Source organism: Enterocloster bolteae, assembly GCF_002234575.2.
GTDB classification, from domain to species: Bacteria; Bacillota; Clostridia; order Lachnospirales; family Lachnospiraceae; genus Enterocloster; species Enterocloster bolteae.
In genome coordinates, this window is record NZ_CP022464.2 from 2278825 (window position 1) to 2295918 (window position 17094).

A 17094-nucleotide genomic window follows, 5' to 3' on the forward strand; every position below is an offset into this window, starting at 1 on the left:
AGGATGGAATTACAGACGCCCAAAAACGGAGTGATTGGCACGGATATGCCTGTGAGGGATGCTGCCCTGAAGGTGACCGGACAGTTTAAGTACGTTGGAGACATGACTCTTCCCCATATGCTTCATGCAAAGGTGCTGTTCAGCCCTGTGGCCCATGCCAGAATCAAATCCATAGACACCAGCCAGGCGGAGCAGTTAGAAGGGGTCCGGGCGGTTGTGTGCTGGAAGAATGCGCCGGATGCCCTGTTCAACAGCTGCGGCGAGGAGATTGACGGAGAGAAAACGGAGCGGGTATTTGACAGCACCGTGCGCTATGTGGGAGACAAAGTGGCAGCCGTGGCAGCCGAGACAGCAAAGATAGCGGAGCAGGCCCTGAAGCTGATTCGTGTGGAATACGAGGAGTTGCCGTATTACCTGGAGCCGGAGGAGGCCCTGAAGGAGGGGGCATATCCCATCCACAAGGATTCCAATGTGATCGAGGAAGTAGTCCAGGAGGCAGGGGATGTAGAGAAGGGGATGGCGGAAGCGGATTATATCTACGAGGACGACTTTGAAACACCTGCCATCCATCATGGGGCCATTGAGACGCACACATCCCTGGCTGTCTATGAGAGCAGCGGCAAGCTCACCGTCTACACGCCCAGCCAGGATGTGTTCGGGCACAGAACCAATCTGTCGCGGATCTTCGGCCTCCCCATGAGCCGGATCAGGGTGGTGAACCCCGGAATCGGAGGGGGATTTGGCGGGAAGATTGATATGGTGACAGAGCCTGTCACGGCCCTTCTGGCCATGAAGACAGGACGTCCCGTGCGCCTGGTATACACCAGGAGAGAGGATATTCCCTCATCCAGGAACCGCCACAGCATGAAGCTCCATCTGAAAACAGGCATGAAAAAGGACGGCACCATCGTGGCACAGGAAATGGATGTCATTGTGAATGCAGGAGCGTATGCAGGCGGAACCATGAGCATTGTCTGGGCCATGAGCGGCAAATATTTTAAGAACCACAAGACACCAAACCTGCGGTTTCATGCTGTGCCGGTGTACACAAACACTCCTGTGGCAGGAGCCATGAGAGGCTTTGGTTCTCCCCAGGAGTTCTTTGCCCAGCAGTGTCAGCTGAACAGGATTGCAAAGGATCTGGGCATGGACATAATCCAGCTCCAGCTTAAGAACCTGGTGGAGCCGGATGGGTTTGACCAGAGGGACGGCCTGCCCCACGGAAATCCCAGGCCCATTGACTGTGTACTAAAGGGAATGGAATTGTCAGGATACGAGGAGGCTGTCAGGGAACAGGAGGATGCCGCGGACAGCAGGTACCGAATCGGCGTGGGCATGGCTGTTGCAGCCCACGGCAACGGTGTATTCGGCGTAAGACCGGATACAACGGGAGTCATCATCAAGATGAATGAGGATGGCACGGCTGTGATGTTTACCGGTGTCAGTGATATGGGAAATGGTTCCGTAACCACCCAGACCCAGGTGGTAAGCGAGATACTGGGCATCCCCATGCCGCACATCGAATGTGTCCAGGCCGACACCGATGCAACGCTTTGGGATATGGGAAATTATTCCAGCAGAGGTACGTTTGTGAGCTGCAGCGCAGCGTTAAAGGTTGCCGGTCAGGTGAAAACAGAGCTTCTTAAGGAGGCTTCCGGCCTGCTGGAAGTGGATGAGAGTGAGCTGGATTTAAAAGATCAGAGGGTTTACTGCATTTCCAGGCCTGATACGTCTGCCTCCCTGGCAGAGGTGATCAAATATGCAAAGCAGGCCCATGGCAGGGATATCTGCTGCGCGGACACATTTGCCTCCTGCGCCATGGCCGTATCCTACGGAGCCCATTTTGCCAAGGTCCAGGTGGATATGGAAAACGGCAGTGTAAAGGTACTGGATTACACGGCAGTCCACGACATCGGCAAGGCGCTTAATCCCATGGGCGTGGAAGGCCAGATTGAGGGCGCGGTCCAGATGGGAATTGGCTATGCCCTGACAGAGGGCTTTATACTGGATGATAAGGGAAAGGTAAAGAATACCACCTTAAAACAGTACCACATGCTGAACGCACAGGAGATGCCTCCCATTAAAGTGGGGCTGGTGGAACAAATTGAGCAGTCAGGTCCTTTTGGGGCCAAGAGCATAGGCGAGTGTTCTGTGGTACCTGTGGCCGCGGCAGTGGCAAACGCGGTATCCAATGCAGTGGGAAAACAGGTGAAGCGGATTCCGGTAAGGCCGGCGGATGTGATGAAGCTGATAGAGAGCTGAGTTTGGCGGAAAGAGTTGGAAGCTAGAGCGTTGGAAACTAAAAATATATTATTATAGAAGAAACAGCATTGGGGACAGCGCCAGAAACAGTGGGCTGTCCTCTCTTTTACGGTCCTTTTTTGTCAGGGCGTCTGTCCGTCTAAGGCTGCAAAATCCCGCAGAAACCGTATGAATTCCCGTTCCCTTTTATTAGGCCTGTAGTCTGTCTGGGTCACAAAATAGAGGTTCAGATACAGGTTTTTGTCGCTGATTGGCACGAAACAGAATCCGCGTCCATCCGAGGTTTTGCCTCTGACTGACAGGGAGATGTATTGGCCCTCTCTGATGGCATCAAAGAACTGCCCGCGGTTATCTACCTCCAGGCGGTTGGGATGGTCGGACAGGCCGACTAACTTCAGGTAGGAGATGGCGGAGACATCATTGAAATGCACGTAGGGATAGTCAAACAATTCCTTTATGGATACGGAAGGTTTCTTATAGAGAGGATGCTCCCTGGAAACCATTACATACAGCGGAATGGAAGTCATAAGCTCTTCGCAGGAACAGTGGAAGTCCCTGGCCAGCCTCAGGTATTTTTCCTTTTTTTCTACGGCGCAGAGAATGAAACCAAGACGCGTACGGCCTGCCGCAACCGACTCCAAGACCTCCTGGTTCCCCATTTCTGTCAGACGGTCCGGAAACTGTTTGGCAGACTGTTTTTTAAATTCCAGAAAAAGCCTCATAATATTGGATACGAAATAGGAAGAAATCACCATAGGCTGTTCTGCTTCATCCCAGGACAGCTGTTTTAATTTCTCATATTCATACAGTATGATGCGGGCACTGTCCATGAATTTTATTCCTTTTTCTGTCAGAAGGATTCCGTTGTGGCTGCGTTTGAATAGCTGGCAGCCCAGTTCCTCCTCCAGATTCTTAAGGACTCCGCTTAAATAGGGCTGGGAGACCAGCAGCCTCTGGGCGGCTTTGTTGATGGACCGGCATTCTGCCACGGTCATTGCATATTCTAAATGGCTGAAATTCATGATGTTACCCCTTTTGTGTACAATTTGCCTAATAATAAAATGGTTATAACCCATAAAATATTCGGAATAACCGAATGCCCGGGAGCTATGGTAAGATTATATCACAGAAATAAATAAAAGTTAACGAAACTCCGGAGAAGTAGTTATAAAAATCAAAGAGCCTGTCTGAAGGAAAGGGGTAAAAGAATGTATAGAGAATTACTGGAAGAGGCAAAAACCATGGAGGCAGATCTGATTGCCTGGAGGCGCAAGCTTCACACCATGCCGGAACTGGGGCTGGAGCTGCCTGATACAAGTACGTTTGTTCGGGAAAAGTTAGAGGAGATGGGGATTCCTTATGAGATTAAGGTCAATGGTTCCTGCGTGGTTGGAATTCTTGGAAAAGGGAGCAGATGCTTTATGCTGCGCAGCGATATGGACGGCCTGCCTTTTCAGGAAGAATCAGGGGAGGAATTTGCGTCCCGAAACGGCAGGATGCATGCCTGCGGACATGATCTTCACGCTACCGTGCTGCTGGGAGCTGCAAGGCTTTTGAAGCAGCATGAGTCTGAGCTTAAGGGCCAGGTAAAGCTTCTGTTCCAGCCGGGAGAGGAGACCTTCCAGGGAGCCAGGGCAGCCGTTGAGGAAGGCGTGCTGGACCATCCAAAGGTGGACAGCGCCTTCGCCATGCATGTGGCAGCCCAGATGTCCCCGGAATATGTTGCCTACGGAAGCCTTCCCATGGCGGGGGTCTATGGATTCAGGATTACCCTGACAGGACAGGGCGGACATGGTTCCAGGCCGGAAAAATGCATTGATCCCATCAATACAGGCGTACATGTCTATCTGGCGCTGCAGGAGCTTATTGCAAGGGAGTGCCCGGCCATCTCAGAGACAGCCCTGACCATCGGACAGTTCTGCGCGGGCAGCGCCTCCAATGTGATTCCTGAGACTGCCGTCCTGCAGGGAACCATGAGGAGCTTTGACGAAAAAACAATGTCTCATCTGATTGCACGGCTGAATGAAATTGTACCTTCCGTGGCAGGGGCCTACCGCACAAAGGCGGAGATTGAGGTGATAAGCGATATTCCCATTGTCAGGTGCAATGAGGAGCTGAACCAGGAGATTGTGGAAGGGCTTAAGGAGCTGGAGCCGGAGCTGAAGGCGGTCTGCGCTTATCATGTGATGGGATCGGAGGACTTCGCCTATATTTCCCAAAAAATACCGGCCAGCTATATGTGCATTGGAGCCGGTATCGAGGATGTTTCAAAACGGTATGTGGAGCATAATCCCAAGGTGCGTTTTCATGAGTCTGCCCTTGTCAAAGGCGCTGCTATTTATGCCGGGACAGCCATGAGATGGCTGGACCTCCATGGAAACCAGTAGAACATGTCTGGGGAAAGAGAGGACAATATGGCGGAAAACAAACGCTTTTTTTACGGTTGGCTCATACTGCTGACCTGTATTCTGATTATGGGGCTGGGGTATGCGCCTCTGGTGAGCTGCGCAAGCCTGTTCACAAAACCGGTGACAGAGGATCTGGGATTTACCAGGAGCGGATATGCGCTGGTCAGCACCATTGCAGCCCTGATGATGGCATTTATGTCGCCGTTCATTGGAAAGATCATGTCAAAGCCGTACATGCACAAAGCCCTGGTGGTGTGTATGATTGGAAACTGTCTGGCGTACTACTGTTATTCCTTTGCCAGCACCCTGCCCCAGTTTTACGTGACAGCAGCCTGTATCGGATTTTTTGAATGCGGCTCCACTATGATTCCGGTCAGCGTACTGATTACCAACTGGTTCAGGAAAAAGAGGGGACTGGTTATGAGTATTGCCATGGTGGGATCCAGTATAGGCGGAACCATATTAAGCCCCATAATCGGAAACCTCATCGCATCCCAGGGATGGCGGTTTACATATAAGGCTGTGGGCATAACCAGGCTGGTTATCCTGGTTCCTCTGGTGCTGCTTGTCATCAGGCGGACTCCCGCTGATATGGGGACCAAGGCATACGGCGCGGATGAGGAGGGAGAGACAGGAAAGGCCAGGAAAACAGAGCGGGAGTGGAATGTGTCGCTGAAGGAAGTAAAGAAAAAGCCCATGTTCTGGTGCTTTGTATTGGGATGCACGCTGATTTCAGCCACTGCAGCCGTCATTACACAGATACCGGCCTCGGTTATGGATGCCGGATATGCAACCACCACAGCGGCCTCCATCGCCTCCTTGTACCTGTTTATTGCCATTCCCGGAAAATTGGTACTGGGACATATTTATGACAGGTATGGTGTGAAGGCAGGAATACTATTTGGAAATACCATGTTTTTTCTTTCCGTTATTTGTTTGATATTTATTAAACATCAGCCCTTCCTGTACCTGATGGCAATTTTGTTTGGATTCGGGACCTGTATAGGAACTGTAAGCGCTCCGGTTATCACCAGCGGCATCTTCGGCACAAAACATTACGCAGAAATCTATGGATTCCTGAGTCTGTTTCCCAGCGTGGGATACGCCCTGGGCGGCCCTCTGATTGCGTCAGCCTATGATTTGACAGGCTCATACAACATTGCCTGGATTATTGTGGCAGCCCTGTCCATCGTCATGACGGCATTTCTTTTGTACTCCTACAGGGTCAGCCGCGTGTGCATAAAGGAGCAGGAAAAAACTGCTGATAGGGCAAAAAACACAATGCAATAACGGCAAAATGCGTTAAAAATTAAACACATTTTACCTATTGACTGAAAATATTAAGTGTGATACTATGACATTAGCACAAAGCAGAATCATATAGAAATGCTTTTGTTGACAATTTTATATAATCGGATGATGGATTCGGGAGAGACTGCACAGGCAGCGCCGAAGGGGAAGCGAAGAACTCTCAGGCAAAAGAACCGGATACTGGACGAAACTCTGGAAAGCGATAGCACCGACGAAGCCAAATCTTTCAGGTACAAAGACAGAGCGCATGAACATTATTTGTTCGTGCGCTTTTTTTGATATCCGGGTCATGGATACAGGGCATGTGTGTATACGGGCCTCCTTCAAAAAAAGCGCGCGGTACAAACAGGGAGGTGGTATGGTTTCGGAGGCGGAAACAGGGCATATGGATGTGTTTGTGATGAAGGGCATATGGATATGTCCGTGATGAAAAATAAAAAGGAGGATATGAACCAATGGTTGAACAGGTAATGGATTTTATTGAAGGATATGACAAGGAGATAGGGGAGGCAATCAAGGCGGAGTGCGGACGCCAGAGAAGGAATCTGGAGCTGATTGCTTCCGAGAACATTGTGTCGGAGCCCGTGATGGCTGCCATGGGAACGGTTCTCACCAACAAATACGCAGAAGGATATTCAGGAAAACGCTATTACGGCGGATGTGAGTTTGTGGACGTGGTGGAGACCATTGCCATTGAACGGGCAAAGAAGCTGTTTGGATGCGACTATGTGAATGTACAGCCTCATTCCGGAGCCCAGGCCAACATGGCTGTGTTCGTAGCCATGTTAAAGCCGGGCGACACGGTTATGGGCATGAACCTGGACCACGGCGGCCATCTGACACACGGAAGCCCTGTGAATTTCTCAGGACTGTACTTCAACATTGTGCCCTACGGCGTCAATGAGGATGGGTACATTGATTATGACAAACTGGAGGAAACAGCAGTTGCCTCCAAGCCGAAACTTATCATCGCAGGGGCCAGCGCCTACTGCCGGACCATTGATTTTAAGCGGTTCAGAGAAGTGGCCGACAAGGTGGGAGCTTACCTGATGGTGGATATGGCTCACATCGCCGGGCTGGTGGCGGCAGGTGTGCATCCCAGTCCCATTCCATATGCGGACGTGGTAACCACAACGACCCACAAGACCTTAAGGGGTCCAAGGGGCGGCATGATTCTGGCCAACCAGGCAGTGGCAGACAAATTCAATTTCAATAAGGCCATTTTCCCGGGAATCCAGGGCGGACCTTTGGAGCATGTCATTGCAGCCAAGGCAGTCTGCTTCGGTGAGGCGCTGCGGCCGGAGTTCAAGGCTTACCAGGAGCAGGTGGTTAAGAACGCAGCAGCCCTGGCGGCAGCTCTTAAAAGGCAGGGTTTTAACATTCTCACAGGAGGAACAGATAACCACCTGATGCTGGTGGACCTGAGGGGAATGGACGTATCCGGCAAGGAACTTCAAAACCGCTGCGACCAGGTATACATCACTCTGAATAAGAACACGGTTCCCAATGATCCCAGAAGCCCCTTTGTCACCTCGGGCGTGCGCATCGGAACACCGGCAGTCACCTCCAGGGGACTGAAGGAAGAAGATATGGAAAAGATTGCTGAGTGCATCTGGCTGGCAGCCACTGATTTTGAGGCTAAGGCTGATTATATCAGAGGCGAGGTTGACAAAATCTGCGGTAAATATCCGCTGTACCAGTAAGCTGCCGGGAAACTGGAAATGAGACGAAGCAGTTGGGGAACTGTTGAGATACAACCATAGAATATGGAAAAAAGGAGCAGAGAATATGGAATTAAAGACACCGCTGTATGACATGCATGTAAAGTATAAGGGAAAGATTGTGCCGTTTGCAGGCTACCTCCTTCCGGTTCAGTACGAAAAGGGAGTGATTGCGGAGCACATGGCAGTGCGTGAGCAGTGCGGCCTTTTCGATGTGTCCCATATGGGCGAGATTTTGTTAAGCGGGCCGGATGCCCTGAAGAATGTGAATATGCTTCTGACCAATGATTATACGGTCATGGAGGACGGTACAGCCAGATACAGCCCCATGTGCAACGAGGCAGGAGGCGTGGTGGACGACCTGATTGTCTATAAAATTAAGGACAACAGCTATTTCATCGTTGTCAACGCATCCAACAAGGATAAGGATTACCAGTGGATGAAGGACCATGTGTCCGGTGATGTGGAGCTTAAGGACATATCCGGCCAGGTGGGCCAGCTTGCCCTTCAGGGACCAAAAGCCCTGGATGTACTTAAGAAGGTGGCGGACCCGGATGCCATCCCGGATAAGTATTATACCTTTAAGAAGGACTGCTGCATAGACGGTATTCCCTGCATCATCTCCAAAACAGGGTATACAGGCGAGGATGGAGTGGAAATCTACATGGCCGGGAACGACGCTCCCAGGCTGTGGGAGCTTTTGCTGGAGGCCGGCAGGGAGGAAGGGCTGATACCCTGCGGCCTGGGAGCCAGGGATACCCTGCGTCTGGAGGCATCCATGCCCCTTTACGGACATGAGATGGATGACACCATCACTCCGAAGGAGGCAGGTCTTGGTATCTTTGTCAAGATGGATAAGGAGGACTTTATCGGCAAAAAGGCATTGCAGGAAAAGGGACCTCTTACCAGGAAGCGCGTGGGACTTAAGGTTACGGGCAGGGGCATCATCCGAGAGCATGAGCCGGTATTTGCCGGGGAACAGCAGATTGGAACCACCACGTCCGGCACCCATTGCCCGTATCTGGGATATCCGGCAGCCATGGCATTGGTGGATATTGCATACAAGGAGCCGGGCACCCAGGTCGAGGTGGATGTGAGAGGCCGCAGGGTTGGAGCGGAAGTGGTGAAGCTTCCATTTTATAAGAGAGAGAAATAAGCAGGGATTATGAAATGCTCAAAACAAGGAGGAAATAAAAAATGAACGTGCCAAAGGAATTAATGTATACAAAATCCCATGAGTGGGTAAAAACAGTGGATGACACAACCGTGACAGTAGGACTTACGGATTATGCCCAGGATGCTCTGGGAGACCTGGTGTTTGTAAACCTTCCGGAGCCGGGAGACGATGTGACGGCAGGCGAGGCATTTTCAGATGTGGAGTCTGTGAAGGCAGTATCAGATGTACTTTCTCCTGTTACCGGCCAGGTAGAGGAAATCAACGAGGAACTGTTAGACAGTCCGGAATCTGTAAACCAGAGCCCCTATGATGCATGGTTCATCAAAGTAAAAGACGTAAGCGGCAAAGAGGAACTGATGGACGGGGAGGCCTACGAGGCATATCTGGAAACACTGTAGACATCTTGAAAAGGAGGTGGACCCATGGGTTCTTATGTACCCAATACCAGTGAAGAGCAGCAGGAAATGCTCAGGGAAATCGGCTTTGACAGCTTTGAGGCGCTGTTTTCCCATATCCCCCGGGAGGTCCGTGTAAAAGGCGGTTTAAAGCTTCCTGAGGGGCTTGGCGAAATGGAAGTCATCGGGAAGATGAAGGAAATCGCAAAACAGAATGTGGTGTTTAAACATATATTCAGAGGGGCGGGAGCATACAGCCATTACATACCTTCCATTGTAAAGAGCGTGGTATCCAAGGAGGAATTTCTTACATCCTATACCCCTTACCAGGCCGAGATCAGCCAGGGCATTCTTCAGTCCATATTTGAATATCAGACCATGCTCTGCCAGCTTACAGGCATGGATGTGTCCAATGCTTCTGTCTATGACGGGGCCACGGCAGCAGCCGAGGCAGCGGCCATGTGCAGGGACAGGAAGAGAAGCAGGGTATATCTGTCCGAAACCACCCATCCGCTGGTCACGGAGGTGGTAAAGACTTACTGCTTCGGAAGCGGAGCCCAGGTGGTGATGGTTCCTGAAAAGGACGGAGTCACGGACGCGGACGCCTTAAGGGAATTAATGGACGGCACGGCAGCCTGCTTCTATGTGCAGCAGCCTAACTACTATGGCAATCTGGAGGATTGCAGCCTTCTGGGAGAAATCACCCATGAAAAGGGAGCCAAATATATCATGGGCTGCAACCCCATCTCCCTGGCGCTCCTGCCTACGCCGGCAGAATGCGGGGCGGACATTGCGGTGGGAGACGGCCAGCCCCTGGGCATGCCTCTCAGCTTCGGAGGACCGTACCTGGGCTTTATGACAGCCACATCAGCTATGGGAAGGAAGCTTCCGGGCAGAATCGTGGGAGAGACAAAGGATGTGGACGGCAGGAGGGCGTATGTGCTGACCCTTCAGGCCAGAGAACAGCATATCAGACGTGAAAAGGCCAGCTCCAACGTGTGCTCCAACCAGGCTCTCTGCGCCCTGACTGCCAGCGTATATATGGCGGCCATGGGAGCAGATGGATTAAGAAAGACCGCTGTTCTCTGTACCTCCAAAGCACATTACCTGAAGGAACAACTGGAACAGGCCGGCCTCACGGCCAGGTATGACAGGGAATTCTTCCATGAGTTCGTCACTGAAAGCGATACGGACAGCGGCCTAATCTTAAAAGCTCTGGAGGAGAAGGGAATCCTGGGAGGACTGCCTCTGAGCCACAGGGAGATTCTCTGGTGCGCCACTGAGCAGAACCGGAAGGAAGATATGGACCAGGCGGTTCAAATCGTGAAGGAGGTATGCGGAGCATGAAATTAATATTTGAAAAAGGAACTCCCGGCAGGCACTGCCACCTGCTTCCGGACTGCGACGTGCCGGTCCATCAGATAGGAGTTGGCAGGAAGGAGAAGCTGAATCTGCCGGAGCTCTCTGAAAATGAAATCAGCAGACATTATACCGGCCTTGCGGGGCGCGCCCACGGCGTCAACAACGGTTTCTACCCCCTTGGCTCCTGCACCATGAAGTATAACCCAAAGGTAAATGAGGAGGCGGCGTCGCTGGAGGGCTTTGCGGGCATCCATCCGCTGCAGCCGGAACATACGGTCCGGGGCGCCCTCAGGGTATTCGATCTGGCGGAGCAGTATCTGTGCGAGATAACCGGTATGGATGCAATGACCTTCCAGCCCGCGGCAGGCGCCCATGGGGAATTTACGGGTCTGCTGCTGATTAAGGCTTACCATCACTCCAGAGGGGATGAAAAGAGGACGAAAATCATTGTTCCGGACTCTGCCCACGGCACCAATCCCGCCAGCGCCACCATGGCCGGCTACAGCGTTGTCAGCATCCCCTCCAGGGAGGACGGATGTGTGGATCTGGATAAGCTTAAGGAGGCAGTGGGGGAGGACACGGCAGGACTGATGCTGACCAATCCAAACACGGTAGGGCTCTTTGACAAGAATATCCTGGAGATTACCCGCATTGTCCACGATGGGGGAGGGCTGTGCTATTACGACGGAGCCAACCTCAACGCGGTCATGGGCATTGTGAGGCCGGGAGATATGGGATTTGACGTAATCCACCTGAACCTCCACAAGACATTTTCCACGCCTCACGGCGGGGGCGGTCCGGGAAGCGGCCCTGTCGGCTGCAAGGAATTCCTGCGTCCCTTCCTTCCGGGCTTTATGGTTAAGGGGCCGCAATCCATTGGAAGCGTGAAGATGTTCTATGGAAACTTCGGGGTGGTGGTAAAGGCGCTGGCCTACATCATGACCCTGGGCAGGGAAGGCATTCCCGAGGCGTCATCCAATGCAGTGTTAAATGCCAATTATATGATGAATAAGCTGTCAGACCTGTATCAGATGGCTTACAATGAAACCTGCATGCATGAGTTTGTGATGACGCTGGAGGATTTGAAGCACGATATCAATGTGTCGGCCATGGATATTGCCAAGGCACTTCTGGATTACGGCATTCATCCCCCCACCATGTATTTCCCGCTGATTGTCCATGAGGCCCTGATGGTGGAGCCCACTGAGACAGAGTCAAAGGAAACCCTGGACGAAGCCATTGAGGTGTTCCGCAGCATATATGAAAAAGCAAAGGCAGATCCGCAGAGCCTTCACCAGGCTCCAGTCAAAACACCGGTCCGCAGGCTGGACGAGGTAACTGCGGCAAGAAAGCCGGTGCTGCGCTATATCGGGGAGTAAGTAACTGATTTACGAAAAAATACAGGCAGTGCTCAGGAGCGTGTTGAAATAAATTTTCAGACACGCTCCAGCGCTCTTTGGCGGCAATAGGAGGAAAGATGGCAGATATATTTGATTTGGTTATTATAGGAGCAGGTCCCGGCGGTTATGTGGCGGCGATCAAGGGCGCCAAGCTGGGACTTTCGGTGGCAGTGGTGGAAAACAGGGAGGTAGGGGGAACCTGCCTGAACCGTGGCTGTATTCCGGCCAAAGCCATGATTCATGCGTCCCGGCTTTACAGGGAGATGAAGGAGGGCGGGCAGTTCGGCATCTTTGCAGAGAATGTCCGGTATGAGTATGATAAGATTCTGGAATATAAGGAGGGAACGTCAGGAAGCTTAAGACAGGGAGTGGAACAGCTCTTTAAGGCAAACAACGTGACACTGGTTAAGGGAACCGGCACCCTGCAGGCGGACAAAACCGTGCTGGTGACAGGGTGCGAAGGGGAAGAGGAGAGCCGGGTGCTGAAAGGAACGCATGTGCTGCTGGCCTCAGGCTCAAAACCCATGAACCTGCCCATTGAGGGACTGGAACTGCCGGGGGTTCTGACCAGCGACGGGCTGTTGGGGCTGCAGCATGCGCCGGAAAGCCTGCTGATTATCGGCGGAGGCGTAATCGGAGCTGAATTTGCATCTGTATTTTCATCCCTTGGCATCCGTGTAACCATCGTGGAAGCCCTTCCCAGACTGCTGGCAAATCTGGATAAGGACATTTCACAGAACCTGAAAATGATTCTCAAAAAGCGGGGAATCAAAATCTATACAGGGGCCATGGTAAAGAGAATTGAAAAGACGGAACATGGTCTGGCCTGTGTCTTTGAGGAAAAGGGTGAGGAGAAGCGGGAGGAAGCAGATTATGTGCTGTCGGCCGCCGGCAGGGTGCCTGAAACGGAAAAGCTGCTGGGACCAGGGACAGAGCTTGCCATGGAGCGGGGAAGAATCACAGTGGACTCCAATTTTGAGACATCCATGGAGGGCGTGTACGCCATCGGAGATGTGATTAAGGGAATCCAGCTGGCTCATGTGGCCAGTGCCCAGGGCGTGTGGGTGGCGGAACACCTGGCGGGAACCGGACACTCCATTGATTTATCGGTAGTTCCCAGCTGTGTGTACACCAGCCCTGAGATTGCGTCCGTGGGACTTACGGAGGACGAGGCGGCCCAGGCTGGAATACCTGTATCAGTGGGGAAATTCCTGATGTCTGCCAACGGGAAATCACAGATATCCAGGGAGGAAAGAGGCTTTATCAAAATCATCGCAGAAGCCGACACCAAGGTGGTGCTGGGAGCCCAGATGATGTGCGCCAGGGCCACGGACATGATCGGGGAGATGGCAACCGCAGCCGCAAACAAGCTGACCGTACCACAGCTGCTTCTGGGAATGCGCGCCCATCCCACCTACAATGAGGCAGTGGGAGAGGCGCTGGAGGAGCTTGAAGGCGGCAGCATCCACACGGTTCCCAGACAGGCTCCGGGCAAGCTTAAGAGCAGACAGTAACCAGGAGAACAGAATGTCAGGAGGAATAAGTTTATGGCAGTCATCAGTGCATTTGACGTATTAGGCCCCAATATGATAGGGCCTTCCAGTTCACACACGGCGGGAGCGGTGGCCATAGCCCTCCTGGCCCAGAAAATGATAGCAGGACAGATTATCGAGGCAGAGTTTACCTTGTACGGTTCCTTTTCCAGGACTTACCGCGGACACGGCACGGACAGGGCGCTGCTGGGGGGAATCATGGGATTTAAGACAGATGACAGGCGGATCCGCGATTCCTTTTCCATCGCGCAGCAACGGGGACTGCGGTATTCCTTCCTGACAAACGAGAAGGATAAGGACGTACATCCCAACACAGTGGATATCCGCATGGTAAATGACCGGAACCAGGAGATGACGGTCCGGGGGGAATCCCTGGGGGGAGGAAAGGTGCGCATTGTAAAGATAAACCAGGTGGATGTGGACTTTACAGGCGAGTACAGTTCCCTGATTGTCATACATCAGGATAAACCGGGGGTGGTGGCCCATATTTCCAAGTGCCTCAGCGACTGCAATGTGAACATCGCCTTCATGAAGCTTTTCAGGGAGGAAAAAGGAGCACAGGCTTACTGCATCGTGGAGTCTGATGAACGCCTGCCTCTGGAGATTACGGATTGGATTAACAGCAACCCGCATGTATACCATACCATGCTGGTTCAGGTATAAGGAGGGATGGACATGGATTTTAAGAGCGGGGCAGAGCTTCTGGAGCAGTGCGCTGTCCGGGGAATGACTATATCGGAAGTGATGAAACAGCGTGAATGTGATTTAACAGGCGTATCCATGGAGGACATGGAGGCCAGGATGAAGGATGTACTGGCGGTCATGAGGGATTCAGCCACCCTTCCGCTGAGAGAACCGGTCACATCCATCGGCGGCCTGATTGGCGGAGAATCGGCCAGGATGGAGGAACGGCGCAGAAAGGGCACCTCCATCCTAAGCGGCGTCCTGGGCAGGGCTGTCATATATGCCATGGCTGTTTTGGAGGTTAATACCTCCATGGGACTGATTGTGGCAGCACCTACAGCCGGGTCTTCGGGCATTGTGCCGGGACTGCTGCTGGCCCTCCAGGAGGAATACGGCCTGGAGGACGACTTGGTGGCGGACGGCCTGTTTGCAGCCTCTGCCGTCGGATACCTGGCCATGCGCAACGCCACCGTGTCAGGGGCGGTAGGGGGATGCCAGGCAGAGGTGGGCGTGGCCTGCGCCATGGCGGCGGCTGCCGCAGTGGAGCTTATGGGAGGAACTCCCGCCCAGAGCTTGGACGCTGCGTCCGCTGCCCTGATGAATCTTTTGGGACTGGTATGCGACCCTGTGGGCGGCCTGGTGGAATGCCCCTGCCAGAACCGGAATGGGGCAGGGGCTGCAAACGCCCTGGTCTGCGCGGAGACAGCGCTCAGCGGTATACGGCAGCTGATTCCGTTTGATGAAATGCTGGAAGCCATGTATGCAGTTGGCAGAGGGCTTCCCCTGGAGCTGAGGGAAACAGCCCTGGGCGGCTGCGCCGCAACCCCCTCAGGCTGCAGAATGGGATGCTGCGTGCAGAAGGCGTAAGATGTAAGGATGGCAGGAAGGAGGCAGGTATGGATTTTAATGAGGCGGTGGATTTTGGGGTGACGGCAGACTCTGGGGAGAGGATGGACTTTGACGGGGCGTTGGATTTTCTGGAGCAGAGGTCTGGGCTGGGAAGCGTCATGGGACTGGATTCCATAAGAAATCTGCTGAGAGAGCTGTCGGACCCGCAGAAGGATTTGGAATTTGTTCACATCGCCGGGACCAATGGAAAGGGGTCCGTGTCAGCCTGTCTTTCTTCCATATTAAAGGAGGCGGGCTGCCGTACAGGCACCTATACCTCGCCGGCTGTTATCTCGGTGCGGGAACGGTATCAGGTGGACGGATCCTGGATTACGGAAAGGGAATTTGCCTTATTGGCGGACCGGGTGAAGGCGGCGGCAGGGCGCATGGAAGAAAAGGGGAGAGGAATCCCCACTGTATTTGAGATAGAGACAGCCATGGCCTTTCTGTATTTTAAAGAGAAGGGCTGCCGGGTGGTGGTGCTGGAAACAGGGCTGGGAGGGGAACAGGATGCCACCAATGTGGTGGAGAATACCCTGGCGGCTGTTTTTACTTCCATCAGCATGGACCATATGGGTGTGCTGGGAAATACCCTGGGCCAAATTGCTGCCTGTAAGGCAGGAATCATTAAGCCGGGCTGTGAAGTTGTCTCGGCGCATCAGCCTCTGGAAGTGCTCAGCGTACTGAAGGACCGCGCCGGTGAAAAGGGATGCGTCTTTACCCAGGTGGATATGAGCAGCCTGAGCGCCCTATCCTGTCCGGAGAGGGAGGAGAATCGCGGGGAGTATGCAGAAAATGTGTTTACCTATAAGGCCATGGAAGGAATCAGAATATCCCTTCCGGGGACCTATCAGTTGGAGAATGGAGCTCTTGCGCTGGAGGCAGCCTCTGCCCTGAGCCGCAAAGGCATCCACATACCTGAATCTGCCATGAGAAAGGGACTTTCCAATGTTTCCTGGCCGGGAAGGTTCCAGATGCTTAAGAAATCCCCCATGGTGATTGTGGACGGAGCGCATAACAGGGACGCGGCCCTCAGGCTGAGGGAATGTGTGGAAACCTGTTTGAACGGCAGGCGCCTGATTTTTATTATGGGAGTGTTTGGGGACAAGGAATACGGCCTGATGACGCAAATCATGGCTCCCCTGGCAGAAAGAATCTATACGGTATGGCTGCCGGACCGCGGCAGAAGCCTGAATCCGGAGATACTTGCAAGGGAGGCCGGAAAATACTGTGCCGGAACGCAGGCAGTGGATTCGGTGGAAACAGCCTTGGACATGGCACTGAAAGACGCCGGAGAGCAGGGAGCCGTACTGGTCTTTGGCTCCCTGTCTTATCTGGGGCAGATTATGAAGGAGACAGAAAGGAGGAACAGGGATGATAGACAGGAATAAAGTGGAGCAGGCTGTCAGGCTTCTGCTGGAGGGAATGGGCGAGGACCCGTCCAGAGAAGGGTTGATTGATACGCCTGAGCGTGTAGCCAGGATGTATGAGGAACTGTACAGCGGCATGGATGAACACCCAGGGATGTATCTGGAAAAGACATTCCGGGCGGAAAATAATGACCTGATTGTGGAGAAGGACATAACCTTTTATTCTGTCTGTGAACATCATCTTCTTCCTTTTTACGGGAAAGTGCATGTTGCCTATGTGCCGGATAAGAAGGTGGCGGGACTGAGCAAGCTGGCCAGGACGGTGGAGGTATTTTCCAGACGCCTTCAGATCCAGGAACAGCTGACCGCCCAGATAGCAGACGCATTGATGGACGGATTGGCGCCCCGGGGCGTTATGGTCATGATGGAGGCAGAGCATATGTGTATGACCATGCGGGGAATCAAAAAGCCGGGCAGCCGGACTGTCACGGTGGTAAAGAGGGGGTGCTTCTGCCAGCGGGAGAACCTGGTAAACCTGTTTTTCCAAATGGTAAGGGGGTAAT

At 52.9% G+C, this 17094-nt stretch carries 14 protein-coding genes and 1 riboswitch; of the genes, 13 read left to right on the plus strand and 1 reads right to left on the minus strand.

Going from position 1 to position 17094, the window contains the following annotated elements:
* Positions 1-3: 3 nt before the first annotated feature.
* Positions 4-2262, plus strand: a complete 2259-nt coding sequence (locus CGC65_RS10700; protein WP_002569390.1) for a xanthine dehydrogenase family protein molybdopterin-binding subunit — start codon at positions 4-6, stop codon at positions 2260-2262.
* Between the two features lie 122 nt (positions 2263-2384).
* Here the strand turns inward: CGC65_RS10700 and CGC65_RS10705 are convergent, their stop codons facing one another.
* Positions 2385-3284: a LysR family transcriptional regulator gene (locus CGC65_RS10705; RefSeq protein ID WP_002569389.1), complete on the minus strand. Its 900-nt coding sequence runs from the start codon at positions 3282-3284 to the stop codon at positions 2385-2387.
* A 186-nt stretch (positions 3285-3470) separates the two neighbouring features.
* Here CGC65_RS10705 and CGC65_RS10710 point away from each other — a divergent pair, with 186 nt between their 5' ends.
* The 12 genes from CGC65_RS10710 (at position 3471) to folE (ending at position 17093) form a co-directional block, all read left to right on the plus strand.
* On the plus strand, positions 3471-4649 hold the full coding sequence (locus CGC65_RS10710) for a M20 metallopeptidase family protein (protein WP_007037761.1): 1179 nt from the start codon (positions 3471-3473) through the stop codon (positions 4647-4649).
* A gap of 27 nt (positions 4650-4676) precedes the next feature.
* A complete protein-coding gene (locus CGC65_RS10715; protein ID WP_002569387.1) occupies positions 4677-5960 on the plus strand; it encodes an MFS transporter in 1284 nt (427 codons plus the stop codon).
* A 126-nt stretch (positions 5961-6086) separates the two neighbouring features.
* Positions 6087-6167: riboswitch (glycine riboswitch) on the plus strand.
* A gap of 269 nt (positions 6168-6436) precedes the next feature.
* Entirely contained in the window at positions 6437-7684 is a 1248-nt protein-coding gene (glyA, locus tag CGC65_RS10725; RefSeq protein ID WP_002569386.1) for a serine hydroxymethyltransferase, read from the plus strand.
* An 85-nt stretch (positions 7685-7769) separates the two neighbouring features.
* Positions 7770-8858 (plus strand): glycine cleavage system aminomethyltransferase GcvT, encoded by a 1089-nt coding sequence (gene gcvT, locus CGC65_RS10730; RefSeq protein WP_002569385.1) that lies wholly within the window; start codon positions 7770-7772, stop codon positions 8856-8858.
* A gap of 41 nt (positions 8859-8899) precedes the next feature.
* Positions 8900-9277 (plus strand): glycine cleavage system protein GcvH, encoded by a 378-nt coding sequence (gcvH, locus tag CGC65_RS10735; RefSeq protein WP_002569384.1) that lies wholly within the window; start codon positions 8900-8902, stop codon positions 9275-9277.
* A 24-nt stretch (positions 9278-9301) separates the two neighbouring features.
* Positions 9302-10621: an aminomethyl-transferring glycine dehydrogenase subunit GcvPA gene (gene gcvPA, locus CGC65_RS10740; protein ID WP_002569383.1), complete on the plus strand. Its 1320-nt coding sequence runs from the start codon at positions 9302-9304 to the stop codon at positions 10619-10621.
* Positions 10618-12015 carry an aminomethyl-transferring glycine dehydrogenase subunit GcvPB gene (gene gcvPB / locus CGC65_RS10745; RefSeq protein ID WP_002569382.1) on the plus strand — a complete coding sequence of 466 codons (1398 nt, stop codon included), beginning with the start codon at positions 10618-10620 and terminating at the stop codon, positions 12013-12015. Before gcvPA ends, gcvPB begins: the two co-directional genes overlap by 4 nt.
* Positions 12016-12113: 98 nt before the next feature.
* On the plus strand, positions 12114-13550 hold the full coding sequence (gene lpdA / locus CGC65_RS10750) for a dihydrolipoyl dehydrogenase (protein ID WP_002569381.1): 1437 nt from the start codon (positions 12114-12116) through the stop codon (positions 13548-13550).
* A gap of 33 nt (positions 13551-13583) precedes the next feature.
* Entirely contained in the window at positions 13584-14252 is a 669-nt protein-coding gene (gene sdaAB / locus CGC65_RS10755; RefSeq protein WP_002569380.1) for an L-serine ammonia-lyase, iron-sulfur-dependent subunit beta, read from the plus strand.
* 12 nt (positions 14253-14264) lie between these two features.
* Positions 14265-15140, plus strand: a complete 876-nt coding sequence (sdaAA, locus tag CGC65_RS10760) for an L-serine ammonia-lyase, iron-sulfur-dependent, subunit alpha (protein ID WP_002569379.1) — start codon at positions 14265-14267, stop codon at positions 15138-15140.
* A gap of 29 nt (positions 15141-15169) precedes the next feature.
* Positions 15170-16552, plus strand: coding sequence for a bifunctional folylpolyglutamate synthase/dihydrofolate synthase (locus CGC65_RS10765; RefSeq protein WP_002569378.1), 1383 nt, complete (start codon positions 15170-15172; stop codon positions 16550-16552).
* Positions 16536-17093, plus strand: a complete 558-nt coding sequence (folE, locus tag CGC65_RS10770) for a GTP cyclohydrolase I FolE (protein ID WP_002569377.1) — start codon at positions 16536-16538, stop codon at positions 17091-17093. Before CGC65_RS10765 ends, folE begins: the two co-directional genes overlap by 17 nt.
* Position 17094: the final 1 nt, after the last annotated feature.

Excerpts from the sequence above, each read along its gene's own strand:
- CGC65_RS10700 (WP_002569390.1), top strand. The coding sequence starts at position 4 with ATGGAATTACAGACGCCCAAAAACGGAGTGATTGGCACGGATATGCCT.
- CGC65_RS10705 (WP_002569389.1), bottom strand. The coding sequence starts at position 3,284 with ATGAATTTCAGCCATTTAGAATATGCAATGACCGTGGCAGAATGCCGG.
- CGC65_RS10710 (WP_007037761.1), top strand. The coding sequence starts at position 3,471 with ATGTATAGAGAATTACTGGAAGAGGCAAAAACCATGGAGGCAGATCTG.
- CGC65_RS10715 (WP_002569387.1), top strand. The coding sequence starts at position 4,677 with ATGGCGGAAAACAAACGCTTTTTTTACGGTTGGCTCATACTGCTGACC.
- glyA (WP_002569386.1), top strand. The coding sequence starts at position 6,437 with ATGGTTGAACAGGTAATGGATTTTATTGAAGGATATGACAAGGAGATA.
- gcvT (WP_002569385.1), top strand. The coding sequence starts at position 7,770 with ATGGAATTAAAGACACCGCTGTATGACATGCATGTAAAGTATAAGGGA.
- gcvH (WP_002569384.1), top strand. The coding sequence starts at position 8,900 with ATGAACGTGCCAAAGGAATTAATGTATACAAAATCCCATGAGTGGGTA.
- gcvPA (WP_002569383.1), top strand. The coding sequence starts at position 9,302 with ATGGGTTCTTATGTACCCAATACCAGTGAAGAGCAGCAGGAAATGCTC.
- gcvPB (WP_002569382.1), top strand. The coding sequence starts at position 10,618 with ATGAAATTAATATTTGAAAAAGGAACTCCCGGCAGGCACTGCCACCTG.
- lpdA (WP_002569381.1), top strand. The coding sequence starts at position 12,114 with ATGGCAGATATATTTGATTTGGTTATTATAGGAGCAGGTCCCGGCGGT.
- sdaAB (WP_002569380.1), top strand. The coding sequence starts at position 13,584 with ATGGCAGTCATCAGTGCATTTGACGTATTAGGCCCCAATATGATAGGG.
- sdaAA (WP_002569379.1), top strand. The coding sequence starts at position 14,265 with ATGGATTTTAAGAGCGGGGCAGAGCTTCTGGAGCAGTGCGCTGTCCGG.
- CGC65_RS10765 (WP_002569378.1), top strand. The coding sequence starts at position 15,170 with ATGGATTTTAATGAGGCGGTGGATTTTGGGGTGACGGCAGACTCTGGG.
- folE (WP_002569377.1), top strand. The coding sequence starts at position 16,536 with ATGATAGACAGGAATAAAGTGGAGCAGGCTGTCAGGCTTCTGCTGGAG.